This window comes from Variovorax sp. P1_H12_2 (assembly GCF_056405335.1).
In genome coordinates, this window is record NZ_JBFUCI010000158.1 from 1 (window position 1) to 13,021 (window position 13,021).

Annotated in this window: 12 protein-coding genes and 1 pseudogene; 10 read left to right on the top strand and 3 right to left on the bottom strand. The window is 66.4% G+C overall.

Features of this window, described 5'->3' with window-relative positions; all coding sequences use genetic code 11:
* Both AC1D2K_RS17020 and AC1D2K_RS17025 read right to left on the bottom strand, forming a co-directional pair.
* Positions 1–2,685, bottom strand: a 2,685-nt coding sequence (locus tag AC1D2K_RS17020) for an ATP-binding protein (RefSeq protein WP_478090014.1), incomplete at its 3' end; no start/stop codon positions are given.
* A gap of 53 nt (positions 2,686–2,738) precedes the next feature.
* Positions 2,739–3,155, bottom strand: coding sequence for a nuclear transport factor 2 family protein (locus AC1D2K_RS17025; protein ID WP_478090015.1), 417 nt, complete (start codon positions 3,153–3,155; stop codon positions 2,739–2,741).
* A 232-nt stretch (positions 3,156–3,387) separates the two neighbouring features.
* Here AC1D2K_RS17025 and AC1D2K_RS17030 point away from each other — a divergent pair, with 232 nt between their 5' ends.
* Positions 3,388–4,179: an alpha/beta fold hydrolase gene (locus AC1D2K_RS17030; protein WP_478090016.1), complete on the top strand. Its 792-nt coding sequence runs from the start codon at positions 3,388–3,390 to the stop codon at positions 4,177–4,179.
* Positions 4,180–4,323: 144 nt separating this feature from the next.
* The gene (locus AC1D2K_RS17035; protein WP_478090017.1) at positions 4,324–5,007 is read left to right on the top strand and encodes a LuxR C-terminal-related transcriptional regulator; all 684 of its coding nucleotides are present in this window, start codon (positions 4,324–4,326) and stop codon (positions 5,005–5,007) included.
* A gap of 160 nt (positions 5,008–5,167) precedes the next feature.
* Here the strand turns inward: AC1D2K_RS17035 and AC1D2K_RS17040 are convergent.
* Positions 5,168–6,205: pseudogene (locus AC1D2K_RS17040) on the bottom strand (helix-turn-helix domain-containing protein); the annotation flags it as partial.
* A 105-nt stretch (positions 6,206–6,310) separates the two neighbouring features.
* Between AC1D2K_RS17040 and AC1D2K_RS17045 the strand changes: the two are divergent.
* The 8 genes from AC1D2K_RS17045 to AC1D2K_RS17080 all read left to right on the top strand — a co-directional run.
* A complete protein-coding gene (locus AC1D2K_RS17045) occupies positions 6,311–6,949 on the top strand; it encodes a hypothetical protein (protein ID WP_478090018.1) in 639 nt (212 codons plus the stop codon).
* 51 nt (positions 6,950–7,000) lie between these two features.
* Positions 7,001–7,399, top strand: coding sequence for a nuclear transport factor 2 family protein (locus AC1D2K_RS17050; protein WP_478090019.1), 399 nt, complete (start codon positions 7,001–7,003; stop codon positions 7,397–7,399).
* Between the two features lie 42 nt (positions 7,400–7,441).
* Positions 7,442–7,915, top strand: a complete 474-nt coding sequence (locus tag AC1D2K_RS17055) for a (2Fe-2S)-binding protein (RefSeq protein WP_478090020.1) — start codon at positions 7,442–7,444, stop codon at positions 7,913–7,915.
* 1 nt (position 7,916) lies between these two features.
* Positions 7,917–10,100: a xanthine dehydrogenase family protein molybdopterin-binding subunit gene (locus tag AC1D2K_RS17060; protein ID WP_478090021.1), complete on the top strand. Its 2,184-nt coding sequence runs from the start codon at positions 7,917–7,919 to the stop codon at positions 10,098–10,100.
* 120 nt (positions 10,101–10,220) lie between these two features.
* Positions 10,221–10,781, top strand: coding sequence for a dihydrofolate reductase family protein (locus tag AC1D2K_RS17065; protein WP_478090022.1), 561 nt, complete (start codon positions 10,221–10,223; stop codon positions 10,779–10,781).
* A gap of 214 nt (positions 10,782–10,995) precedes the next feature.
* Positions 10,996–11,703 carry an alpha/beta hydrolase gene (locus AC1D2K_RS17070; protein WP_478090023.1) on the top strand — a complete coding sequence of 236 codons (708 nt, stop codon included), beginning with the start codon at positions 10,996–10,998 and terminating at the stop codon, positions 11,701–11,703.
* 159 nt (positions 11,704–11,862) lie between these two features.
* Entirely contained in the window at positions 11,863–12,288 is a 426-nt protein-coding gene (locus AC1D2K_RS17075; protein ID WP_478090024.1) for a MarR family winged helix-turn-helix transcriptional regulator, read from the top strand.
* Between the two features lie 324 nt (positions 12,289–12,612).
* Positions 12,613–13,021 (top strand): 3-deoxy-7-phosphoheptulonate synthase (locus AC1D2K_RS17080; protein WP_478090025.1); only part of this gene is annotated, 409 nt, incomplete at its 3' end.

Consider the following 13,021-nt stretch of genomic DNA (forward strand, 5'->3'; position numbering starts at 1 on the left):
CACCTGCAAGGGCTTCACGTCCTGGGACCGGGCCACGGCAATGGCCGACAGATAGCTCTGACGGGCCTCCTCGGGCCGGCCCGCGGCCACCAGCACGCGCCCACGGGTCGTCAGCAGCTCGGACAGGCGCAGCCGGTCGCCGCCCGTCTCGATGCGCTGCGCGATGTCGTCGCACAGGGTGAGGCTCGCGGTGTGCAGCGACAGGTCGGACAGGCCTCGCGCCATGGCGGTCAGGAACACGGTGGTGACCATTTCGTAGCGGCTGACCCGCAGCGTTTCGACCGCGCGGCGGATGAGCTCCACGCCCTCGGCCGGGCGTCCCTCGATCACCATGATCTGCCCGCGCGTCGCGCTTGCGATGCTGAGATACGGCGTCAGCGAGTGGCGCCTGGCCACGGCCTCGACCGTGCCGGCCAGCTCCCGGATCTTCGGGACGTTGCCCTGGTAGACATGCACGGAGCCGGCCCAGATGAGGGCGATGCAGTAGGTGACCGCGTGGCCCGAGTCGCGCGCCTTCGCGATCGTTTCGTTCGCCACCGCGACCGCTTCGGCGTAGTGCCCCGTGAGCCACAGGCTGCGCGCTACGCCGCACATCGCGCGGATGTAGTAGTCGAAACCCAGCCGGGAGGTCGTGTCGGTCGACGAGCCCGCGCCGTAGCGTGCGACCCGCTGCCAGTGGCCCATGGCTTCCTGGACGTGGCCGACGAGATGCAGCGCCACGCCCATCAGCGAGTCGACGATCGCCCGGCACTCCGGGTCGTCCAGCGCGGACAGCAGCGACTCGGCCTTGCGCGCGGTCGTGAGCGCTTCGGTGAAGCGCCCGTCCCTGTGCAGCAGCAGGGCGTGGCCGTTGAGCAGATGCAGCGTGGTGCGTGGGTCCTTCAGGTCTTCGGACACCTGGATGCCGCGGCGAAAGGCCGTGTCGGCCTCGTCGCCGTCGCCGCCGATGAACATGAGCGACTGTCCCAGCGCGCCGCGCAGGCGAACCTCGGCGTGAGAGCCGACGACCTCCGGCGGCAGCCGGTCCAGCGCGGCCTGCGCCCAGCGCGCGCATTCCTTCAGCAGCGACAACTGGAGCAGCAACGGGCAGAACGAGGCGGCCAGCTCGACCGCCGCCGCCGGTTGCGCTTCGTCGCGGAAGTCGAACGCCATCGCGGCGCTCAGGTTCGGCAGCTCCAGCCGGACCGTGTCGAGTGCCTCCTTGGTGAGCGCCTGAGCGGCCTGCTGCGTGGCCCAGCGGCCGTAGAAATGCGAGAAGCGCTCGACCAGGGCCTGGGCTTCGCCGCTCGCTTCGAGCCGCTTCCAGCCGTACGACTTCGTCGTGTCCGGCATCCCGTAGCGCAGAGCCGCCCCGCCCGCATCGACATTGACGAGCGACTTCGAGACCAGCCCGGCCAGCAGCTCGACACCCTCTGACGGTTCGCGGTCGAAGCAGCAGACTTCCAACGCCGCATCGAGCGCGAAGCTGCCGGCAAATACCGAGAGTCGGCGCAGCAGGCGCTTCTCATCTTCGGCGAGAAGGTGAAAGCTCCAGTCGAGCGTCGCCCCGAGGGTCTGGTGGCGCGGCACGGCCGTGCGCCGCCCGTGCCACATGAGCTTGGCGCTGGCGTCGAAATGCGAAGTGATGGCCTGCAGGCCCAGCGCCTCGATGCGGCCCGCGGCCAGCTCGATCGCGAGGGCGATGCCGTCCAGTTCGCGGCACAGCTGCGAGGCCAGCAGCGCGTCGCTGTCCTTGAGCTCGAAGCCCGCGCCGCTGGCGGCCGCGCGTTCCACGAACAGCTGGACCGCGGGGTAGGCCAGCGCCGCCGCGGCGCTCGCGCCTTCGCCCGGCGGGGGAAAGGCCAGCGGCGGCAGCCGGTAGACGAACTCGCCCTCGACACGCAGCGCCTCGCGGCTGGTGGCGAGGATGTGAACGAAGGGGCAGTGGCGGAACAGCCATTCGGTCAGCTCCGCGGCGGCCGCGATGACGTGCTCGCAGCAGTCCAGCACGACCAGCGACTTGCGTTCGGCCAGATGGGCGGCGATGAGCGGCAGTTCGTCCTGGCCGTTCTGCAGGCCGATCGCATGGGCCACGGCGGCGCGGATGGAGCCCATGGCATGGACCTGGGCGAGGTCCACGAAGTGCACGTCGCGCTCGAAGTGCTCGGCCGCCGCCTGGATCGAGGCGATGGCGACTGTCGTCTTGCCGATGCCGCCCGCGCCGACCACCGAGACCAGGCGTCGTTTCAGCAGGTTGGCCACGATGGCGTCGATGTCGCCGTCCCGTCCCACGATCACCGAGCCGAGTGCGGGCAGTGCCGAGCCGAGAGGGGGTGTGGGCGCGCGGACCTCGGCCCCTGTGCTCAGGCGCTCCACGGCGGCGACGAAGGTGTAGCCCTTGTTGGCCGTGTTCACGACGTAGCGCGTGCCCGCCACGCCGTCGCCCAGCGCCTTGCGCACCGCATGCATGTGAAAGCGCAGGCTGCCTTCGTCCACCACCACGTCGCGCCACACCCGTGCGAGCAGGTCCTTCTTGCTGACGACGGCGCCCGCGTGCTCGACCAGCACCACGAGCAGGTCGAGGGCCCGGCCGCCGAGCCGGACCGGCACGCCGTCCCGCAGCAGGAGGCGTTCGTCGGGCGACAGGGAGAACGGCCCGAAGGTGGCTTGCCACCGGGCGGCGGGCGGGGCGGCAGGGCGATTCACGATGGAAGATCAGGCGTGGACCAGGCGGCAAATTCTAAGGCGAGGCTGGCTCCTCATGGGACCTTCCGGATGTCCGCTCCCTCGTCGTCGTCCCGGACCATGAGCAACTGGAGGCGGACGATCCTTGCGTCCTTGATGGTGAAGTAGATGTCCACGATGACAGGCTGCGACATGCCCGCCACCGCGAAGTCGCCACGCAGCTCCGCGGCGAGGATCACGACGTCGTAGTGCTGGCGCACATTCACCGCCTCGATATGGACCCGCTCGCCGATGATCTCGCGCTCGAGCCATTCGCAGATGGCGTTGATCCCCCAGAAGTTGCGCAGCTGATCGTTCACCTGCGCGTCCGGGGCGAACAGGCCGATCACGGCCCGCAGATCGCCGTCGTTGACGGCGGCGATGAAGTCGTTGACGACGCGGTTCGCGTCCGGCGGAAGTTCCGGCGTGCCGGAGTCGGAAGGAGTGTCCATGGTTCGATCTGCAAGGCCTTCGCGCCATCTTGCGCGATCGCGGGGGCGTTGCGCGTTAGATCTTGTTAGGGCCGCGCATGGCGCGGTGTGAGGGCGGGCCGGGAGACCACCCCCAAGGAGGTAGCCGCGAAGAGAGGCGCCATCGCGCCGTCCGGCGCCGACGATGCATGCAGGCCAGCGCCACCGTTCCCCGGCGGCGGGCCCAACCCCCTCAACTCTGGAGTTCGTCATCATGAAACTGAAGACCCGTGCATTGCTCGCTCCCCTGTTCGCCGCCCCGCTCGTGCTGGGCATCATGGCCGCCAGCCCGGCCGCGCAGGCCGCCACCGACCGCATCAACAACGTGGTGCTGGTCCATGGCGGCTTCGTCGACGGGGCGGGCTGGGAGCCCGTCTACAAGCTGCTCAAGGCCAAGGGCTTCAACGTCAGCATCGTGCAGAACCCGACGATCTCCTTCGCCGGGGACGTGGCCGCCACGAAGGCCGTGCTGGACGCCCAGGAGGGCCCGGTCGTCCTCGTCGGCCACTCCTATGGCGGCGCGGTGATCACCGAAGCCGGCAACGATCCCAAGGTTTCCCGCCTGGTCTACATCGCCGCGTTCGCGCCGGACAAGGGCGAGTCCGTCAAGACGCTGACCTCGAATCCCGTGCCGGGCGCTCCCGTGCCGCCGATCCTGCCGCCGGTCAACGGCTTCCTGATGCTGGACAAGGTGAAGTTCGCGAGTTCCTTCGCCGGCGACCTGCCGGCCGACCGGGCGGCGTTCCTTGCCAACGCACAGGTGCCCTGGGGTGTCGAGGCGTTGACGGGCGAGATCACGGAGCCCGCGTGGAAGGGCAAGCCCAGCTGGTACCTGGTGGCGACCGACGACAAGATGATCCCGCCGCCTGCGCAACGCCTCATGTCCAAGCGCGCAGGCGCCACCGTGGTCGAGTCGCGCGGCAGCCATGCCGTGTACGAATCGAAGCCGTCGGCCGTGGCGTCGATCATCGAGAAGGCGGCGCTGGCCAAGCCGCAGCCGCAGTAAGGCGGGGGCAGGGGCCCGCGTACCGGGCTTCGCGGGATGGGTCCCGGGGAGTCCGGTGCCAACAACATCTAACTGGACCGACGGGCGCCATGTGCCGAGCATCTCCACCAGAGCGGCGAAGTCGCCGATCGAGAAGGAGATGCCATGTGGAATCGCACCTTTGAACCGGTGAACGTTCTGGTCTGGCTGGCCGAGCCGCTGCTGCGGGCCGGCGTGCGCGCGACGCTCTTTGGCGCCGGGATGGCCTGGATGGCCGAGAGCCTGGCGGCGGTGGCGGACCCCGGCGTTCACGTGGTCGTGACGGACTGGTCGTCCGGGCTGCGGCTGGCGCAGCGCGGCGCGGAGCCCGGGCTCCCGTCGCTGAAGGCCGATTCGAAGATCCTGGTGATCGCCCCGCGCGCGCGCGAGTGCGCCGCCGCTTCGGCGCTGCGCGCCGGTGTCGACGGCCTGGTGCTCTCCAGCTGCACGCCCSACGAGCTGGTCCTGGCGGTCCGGTCGCTCGCCCAGGGCGCGACGTACGTGTGCCCCGAGGTCGCGCACCGCATGACCGCAGGCCTCGCGGGCGAGCAGCTCACCTCGCGCGAGGACCAGGTGCTGCGGCTGCTGGCGCGCGGCCAGTGCAACAAGACCATCGCGCGTCAGCTCGGCATTGCCGTCGGGACCGTGAAGACGCATGTCAAGGGCGTCCTCGCCAAGCTCGGCGCGTCGTCGCGAACGGAGGCGGCGAGCATCGCGGCGGAAAAGGGGATGGTGGAGATCCCCGAGTTCCGCAGCCGGCGCGCCGCGTGGCCGCCAGGCGTCGCTGCGGCGGTGCGGCTACCGGCATGAGAAGCTGGCCGCGCTGGCGACGGCCCGGCGGCGAGCGGCGCGGCAATCAGCCGCACTTCGCGGGCGCCGACAACGAGCGAGGCCTTCATGTCGCCACCCAGCATCTGCTGGAAATCCCCCGCTGAGCACCCTTCGCATTTCAGCCGGTTCGCATGGTCTGTGACGGCAATTCACCGAACAATGTCTTGTACCGTGCCGCGAAGTGACTCAGATGGTTGAATCCTCTGTCCTCGGCCGCCTGCGCGATGCTGAGGTCCACCGCACGTGTCGACATCAATTGCCGACGTACGGCGTTCAGCCTGACGCACCGCAGATAGTGCACTGGCGTTGAATCGGCGACTTGCCTGAAGCTGTCCTGCAACGTGCGCCGGCTCGTACGAAGGCGCAGGCACAGTTCCTCGACGCTCGGTGGTGAATTCCCGCCAGCTTCCACCATCCGATGGCACTGCGAGACGATGAAACCGGCCGATGCGCTCCCGGCCAACTGCCGCGCATCGGCGGCGCTGTTGAAAAGCTCGCAAAGCGCATCGAACACGACGCTGGACACCGGTTGATCCTCGACCGCTTCCGATTCGAATGGATGAGCGGTCGATGTCTCATCGAACAACGAGAGAAGGCCGTGCCGCAATTGCTGCATCGCGCCGCCGGGGGCTCGCAGCACGGGGCGGGACAGGAGGCTCAGAGCGCCGGGTGCCCACGGCCGTTCGTCCAGCAAGCGACGAAAGTCGTCGAGTTCGAACGTCACCGCCATCAACTCCATCCCTTCGGGCCTTTGCAGCGTGAACTCGTCGCCGCTGCGAAGAACGAAGATGCTGTCCGCGTGAATTTCGTGCCCCTGCATCCGGGACGTTCCGGCGAGCTTCCCCAGCGGGACCGCAAAGCAGATCTTGCCGTTGGGCAGACAGCCCTGTTGAATCACCCGTTCACTCAACCATTTGCGAAAGACATGAATGCTGTCCGTCGTCACTTCGGCGAGCGAACTTCGCATGGTCCCCGGCGATAGCTGCAGATAACGTTGGTTCCACTCCGGCGCCGAAGCGCCATGCACGTGGAAGTCGTCGAATACGTCCAGTTTGAGCGTCATGGGGGTGTTTCGTGGCGGCGAGGCATAGCCTTGACAGGGAGCGCGCGTCGGTTTGCCGATTTGGGCTAACGGTGCAGGGCGCCCCCGCTCCATAGTTCGTGGACCGCACTGCATGCAGGTCAGGCCGGGCAAATTTTCTGCTCGCTTGCCGGTGCACTCGCGGGTGAGGAATCAATCCCGATGTGGACACGAGGTTTTTCGCCCTTTCTGTCGCTCGCCTTGGCGCTGACGCTCGCAGCCTGTGCTTCCACGACCCACTCGCCCCCCGGCAATCCCGAAAGGCAGATCGTCATGAATGTGGATCAGATCAAAGAGGCTCTCGTCGGAGACTGGGCGAGCATCGCCCCGGAAATCCGCCCCAGCGCCAGCAAGAACGCCGACGGCACGCTCAAGCCGTTCTATCTGACGCGCGAATTCAAGTACCTGGCCGGAGATCGATTCGAACTGAAGGTCGTCAATTCGGCAGACCCGAACGGTGCGGTGCCCCTGGCCCGTCTCGTCATTCGGGGTCACATGCTGTGGCGCGGACCTCATCCGATCGCCGCAGGTGCGCAAAAGGTGGACTTCGTTGCTGACGAGGGATACGAGGTGACGCCACTGATTCAGGGGTTTGCCGACCTGCTGAATCAGGTCGCCGGCAAAGGCTACGGAAAGTGGCAAGTCAACGACACGCAAAGCGTGTTCGGCAAGGCATTCCCGCCGTTCGGGTTGAGCGAAGGGAAGAACTTCATGGAGTTCGACCTCGTCTACCTCAACCATGACATGCTGTTCTGGGGCGCGCGCAATGTGGACGGCCGCGGGTTCGACAAGGAAGAAAACAGGCCGACGAACCTGCAGATCCCGCTCGCGCGGAAGTAGGTTCGGGTGCCCGGTTCGTCGGCGATCGAGGCGCATGTCCGGAGAACTGCAATGAGTCCATCCATCGCGAAGAACAAGGCCCTGGTCCTCGCGGCGTTCGACGCCTTGTTCAACCAGCGCGACTACGCGAAGGCCGAGCACTACTGGTCGCCGGACTATGTCCAGCACAGCGCGCACATCGCGCCGGGCCGGGACGGCCTGTTCAACCTCATCAAGAGCCTGCCGCCGTCGCTGCGCTACGAGCCGGGCCTGATCATGGCCGAGGGCGACTTCGTGATGGTCCACGGCCGCTTTTGGGGCGAACACCGTCCGGTGAACTGGATCGGCGTGGACATCCTGCGCATCGCCGACGGCGTTCTGGCCGAGCACTGGGATGTGCTGCAGGACGAGGCGACGCGTGCCGAGTCGAAGAGTGGGCTGCCGATGTTCGGCGACAAGTTCATCGCCTGAAACCGAGTTCCGGCTCGGGCACTTTGTCAAGGAGGCCGCCACGTGAAGGTCAATGGAACCAACAGACCGGTCGAGACCACGGTAGACGGGGACATCGCGGTGCTTTGGGTGCTGCGCGACGTGCTGGGCATGACGGGCACGAAGTTCGGCTGCGGAATGGGTCTGTGCGGCGCCTGCACGGTGCACGTCGACGGCGTCCCCACACGGTCGTGCGTCACTCCGCTGCAATCGGTGGCCGGCTCGAACGTCAATACCATCGAGTCACTGGCCGGCACGCCGGTCGGCCGCGCGCTGCAGAAGGCGTGGCTGCAACTGGAGGTGGCGCAATGCGGTTACTGCCAATCGGGCCAGCTGATGTCGGCCGCCGCGCTGCTGACGAAGAATGCGACGCCGACCGATGCCGACATCGATGCCGCGATGAGCGGCAACATCTGCCGCTGCGGCACGTATCTGCGCATTCGTTCCGGCATCAAACAGGCAGCACTCGCCCTCTCCGCGAACGTGAAGGCCGGTTGACATGATCTTCGATCGCTTGATGAACGAGGCGCGCGCAGACCTGTCGCGGCGCGAATTCCTGTCCGTCGCCGGCACGCTGGGCGGCGGATTGCTGGTGGGCGTAGCCATCGCTGGCGCACCGGATCTGGCCGAGGCCGCAGAGGGCGTCCGTGGCCCTTCGTTTGCGCCCAACGCCTTCATCCGCATCGCGCCGGACGGCCAGGTGACCGTGATCATGGGCTACATCGAGATGGGACAGGGCACCTACACCTCGATCCCGATGCTGATTGCGGAGGAACTGGAGGTCGATCTGCAGACGGTGCGATTCGAGCATGCGCCGCCGAACGACAAGCTGTATGCGAACCCCTTGTTCGGCATTCAGAGCACCGGCGGGTCGACGGCCATCCGCGGTGCATTCGAACCCATGCGCCGGGCCGGGGCTACAGCGCGGGTGCTGCTGGTCCAGGCCGCCGCGCAGCGCTGGAAGGTGGACCCGGCGGCGTGCAGGGCCGAACGCGGCGAGGTCGTCCACACGCCGAGCGCGCGGCGGCTCAGGTATGGCGCACTGGTCGCGGATGCTGCCCGGTTGCCGGTGCCCGACAAGGTCGTCTTGAAGCCTTTAGCGGACTTCAAGCTGATCGGCACGCCCGCCAGGCGCCTCGATACGCCGGCCAAGGTGAACGGCACGGCGGTGTTCGGCATCGACGCGAAGGTACCCGGCATGAAGGTGGCCACGCTGGCGCAGTCGCCCGTGGTCGGCGGGCGACTGCGCAGCGTCGACGACCGCAAGGCCAAGGCGGTCCGCGGCGTGCGCCAGATCGTGCGGCTGGACGACTGTGTCGCGGTCGTCGCCGACCACATGGGCGCGGCGAAGAAGGGCCTCGCGGCGCTGGTGATCGAGTGGGACGACGGTCCCAACGCCAGGCTGAGCACCGCGGACATCGTCGAATCGATGAAGGCAGCGTCGCAACGGCCGGGCGCGGTCGCCCGCAGCGAAGGCGACAACGCCCAGGCGATGGCCGGCGCGGCGACACGGCTCGAGGCGGTCTACGAGGTGCCGTTCCTGATCCATGCCGCCATGGAGCCCTTGAATTGCACCGTGCATGTGCGCAAGGACAGCTGCGAGGTGTGGGTCGGCAGTCAGGTGCTGACGCGTGCCCAGGCCACCGCGGCGGCCGTCACTGGCCTTCCGCTCGACAAGGTGACGGTGCACAACCATCTTCTGGGCGGCGGCTTCGGTCGACGCCTGGAGTTCGACAGCGTGACCCGCGCGGTGCAGATCGCCCGGAACGTCGACGGCCCGGTGAAAGTGATCTGGACCCGCGAAGAAGACGTCCAGCACGACATGTACCGTCCTTACTTCTATGACCGCGTGAGCGCCGGCCTCGGCCCGGACGGCAGGCCGGTGGCCTGGAAGCATCGCATCACCGGTTCTTCGATCCTCAAGCGCTGGCTGCCCGCCGCCTACAACAATGGATTCGATCCCGAGACGGTCGACGGTGCGGTGAAGCCGCCCTACGCATTGCCGAACGTGCTGATCGAGTACGTGAACCACGAGCCGCCGATTCCCACCGCGTTCTGGCGCGGCGTCGGGCCGACCCACAACATCTTTGTCGTCGAGAGCTTCATCGACGAACTTGCCGCCGCGGCGAAGGCCGACCCGCTGAGCTACCGGCTCGCGCTCCTCGAAGAAAACCCGCGGGCCCGCGCCGTGCTGCAGTTGGCCGCCGACAAGGCGCAATGGGGCCGCGCCATGGGAGAGCGCCAGGGCCGCGGCCTTTCCGTGCAGTTCGCCTTCGGCACGTACATGGCACAGGTGGCCGAGGTGGAGGTGGCTCGGGACGGGAGCGTCGCGGTGCGGCGCGTCGTCTGCGCCACGGATGCGGGGGTGATCGTCAATCCGGACACCGTTCACGCCCAGATCCAGAGCGCGGTGATCTTCGGCATCTCCGGCGCGCTCTACGGCCAGGCCACGTTGAAGAATGGCCGCATCGAGCAGTCGAATTTTCACGACGTGCGCGTGCTGCGCATCAACGAGGCACCGGCGATCGAGATTCACATCATTCCAAGCGCCGAGCCCCCGGGCGGGATGGGCGAGCCCGGCACGTCCTGTTTGGCGCCGGCCGTGACCAACGCGATCTTCGCCGCGACCGGCAAGCGCGTGCGCAGGCTGCCGGTGGATCCGGATCAACTCAAGTCTGCCTAGGATCTGCAGCCGATGCTTTCGTCAGGCTGTGCATGAGATGGGTCRCGAACAGGTCTGCGCCACCCATTCAAGCGGCGGGCTCACCTTGCTGGCCTGCCTCATCGGCGGTATCTTTGCGCCATGCGACCTCTTCGGTATTCGATCAACGTCACTTTGGACGGGTGCTGCGATCATCGTGCAATGGCCTCGGACGAGGAGTTGCATCGTCACGCGATCGAGAACCTCCAACGAGCCGATGCGCTCCTGTTCGGGCGAGTGATCTACGAAATGATGGAGGAGGCGTGGCGGCCGGTGGCGCGGACGGGCGTGAGGCCTGACTGGATGCCCGCGTGGATGGAACCTTTCGCCCACACCATCGACGCGGCAAAGAAGTACGTCGTGTCGAGCACGCTGACCCAAGTCGATTGGAACGCAGAGCTCGTGCGCGGCGATCTCAAGAGCGCTGTTCAAGAGCTCAAGCGGGAGCCCGGCAAGGGACTGTTCGTGGGGGGCGTGAAGCTGCCGCTGGCCTTGGCGGAGCTCGGATTGATCGATGAGTACGAGTTCGTGGTGCATTCCAGGCTGACGGGGCACGGGCCAACACTGTTTGCGGGACTATCGAAGCATATCGACCTGAAGCTCGTGAGCCGGCTGGAGTTCAGCTCAGGGGCGGTGGCGACGCGGTATGAACCGAGAACTTAGCCATTGGCCAATTCAGCGAGCCACTGACGGCCACAAGCCCAAAAGTCTTCATCGTCGATCCCGAAGCAAATTTCGACACGGTCTGGAAGGCGATGCAGCATGAAAACAAGGCGTTACATCTTTTAAGTAGCGCGCTAATCATTAGCGCGCTACATTAATCCCCGTGGCAAGACCACATTTCCTCTTCAACTTCATCCATCTAGGAGAACTCATCATGACTGCCATCGCATTGAGCATCGTTCTGGTCCACGGCGGTTTCGTCGACGGCTCGGGCTGGGAAGGCGTGCACGACATCCTCAGCAAGGACGGCTACAACGTCACCGTCGTCCAAAACCCGACCACGTCGCTGGCCGACGACGTCGCGGTCACCCAGCGCGCCATCGCCGCGCAGAAGGGCCCGGTCCTGCTTGTCGGCCACTCCTACGGCGGCGTGGTCATCACCGAGGCCGGCAACGATCCCAAGGTCAAGGGCCTGGTCTACGTCGCCGCGTTTGCGCCGGACAAGGGCGAATCGGTGGCCTCGCTGATCAAGAATCCGCCTCCCGGCGCGCCCGTGCCGCCCATCCTGCCGCCGCAGGATGGTTTCCTGTTCCTCGACCCAGCCAAGTTTGCAGCCTCGTTCGCCGCTGACGTGGGTGAAAAACGCGCCCGCTTCATGGCTGCTTCGCAGGTTCCGTGGGGCGTGGAGGCTCTGGGCGGCGCCGTCACGCAAGCCTCATGGCGCACCAAGCCGAGCTGGTACCTGGTGGCCAAGGACGACAAGATGATTCCGCCACCTGCGCAGCGACAGATGTCGCAGCGCGCCGGCTCGAGCGTCACTGAAGTGCCCGGAAGTCATGCCGTGTACGTTTCGCGTCCGGAGGCCGTTGCCGAGATCATCGAGAAGGCGGCACGGGAGATCGCCGGGAAGCAACCGGGCTGAGCGAGCGTGCATCGCCTCGGGCGTGCCCCCTGCCATTGGCAGAGGGGCACTTCCGATCGATCCGGTTTGATAGCCTTCAGTCTTCAGGATTTAGAGGAAAGCATGTCTGTTGCATCCAGCAAGAAGGCCCGAGACTCGGGCCATACGAAGTTCCCGACCTTGGACCAGAAGCTTTGCTTCGCCATTTACGCCAGCTCGCTGGCGATGCTCCAGAGCTACAAGCCTCTGCTTGCCGAGCTTGGCATCACCTATCCGCAATACCTGGTCATGCTCGCGCTCTGGGAGAACGATGGTGTTTCGCTCAAGCATCTGGCTGAGCGGCTCGGGCTCGATTCGGGGTCGGTGACTCCGTTGGTCAAGCGCTTGGAAGAAGCATCGTTCCTGACGCGCGGACGCGACCCGCAAGACGAACGCAATCTCGTTGTGAAACTGACGCCTGAGGGGCGCGCGTTGCAGCTCAAGGCCGAGGAAGCGAGCAGCCAGTTTGAGAACGCATGCAGTTTGAGCCGAGATGAAGGTGGGGACCTGCGTGACAGGCTCGCAGCGTTGACCGAAAAGCTCCGCGCTGTGGAAAAGAAGGCATAGCAGGGCGGGGCGATCGATCCTTGCACGCGGTGTGTGTGACTCGGTGATTGGCACCGGCGCATCCCAAGGCACCGCGCGATCCATTCGTCAAGAAACCCCACGCGGATGTGGCAACGCTACGATGGCGCTTTGCCACTGCGAATCCGGGGGCAATACAAGAGGGCGTGGCTCGGAGGGGGAGAGCGTCGTAACTTCGAACCACGGATCGACACAAAATGGCCGGCACGAGACGCTCTTGTCGGGTTGGCCGAAATAGGAGCTCCCTCGATGTCCCATCGGCAAGATTGGCGTCCATCCTCCTGGCGAGGTCGCACTGCGCTGCAGATGCCGGCGTATCCCGATACGCGTGCGCTCCAGGAAACAGAGCGGCGCATTGCAGGCCTGCCATCGCTCATATTTCCCGGCGAGATCTCGCAGCTGCGCGAACGCCTGGCGGCCGTCTCGCGGGGAGAGGCTTTCCTGCTGCAGGGCGGTGACTGCGCCGAGAGCTTCGACGAGTTCGGTCAGGAGCCGGTGGAATCCACCTTTCGCGTGATTCTTCAGATGGCGGTTGTGCTCACTTATGCCGCTGCCTGCCCGGTGGTGAAGGTAGGGCGCATTGCCGGCCAGTTCGCCAAGCCGCGGTCCTCCGACGTCGAAACGCAGGATGGGGCGACGCTGCCCTCCTACCGCGGGGACATCATCAACGACAGCGAGTTCACGACGCAAGCGCGGCAGCCGGAACCGTCCCGCC

Bases quoted from the DNA above. Each gene is read 5' to 3' on its own strand.
- AC1D2K_RS17070 (WP_478090023.1), top strand. From the start codon at position 10,996: ATGACTGCCATCGCATTGAGCATCGTTCTGGTCCACGGCGGTTTCGTC.
- AC1D2K_RS17025 (WP_478090015.1), bottom strand. From the start codon at position 3,155: ATGGACACTCCTTCCGACTCCGGCACGCCGGAACTTCCGCCGGACGCG.
- AC1D2K_RS17050 (WP_478090019.1), top strand. From the start codon at position 7,001: ATGAGTCCATCCATCGCGAAGAACAAGGCCCTGGTCCTCGCGGCGTTC.
- AC1D2K_RS17065 (WP_478090022.1), top strand. From the start codon at position 10,221: ATGCGACCTCTTCGGTATTCGATCAACGTCACTTTGGACGGGTGCTGC.
- AC1D2K_RS17060 (WP_478090021.1), top strand. From the start codon at position 7,917: ATGATCTTCGATCGCTTGATGAACGAGGCGCGCGCAGACCTGTCGCGG.
- AC1D2K_RS17030 (WP_478090016.1), top strand. From the start codon at position 3,388: ATGAAACTGAAGACCCGTGCATTGCTCGCTCCCCTGTTCGCCGCCCCG.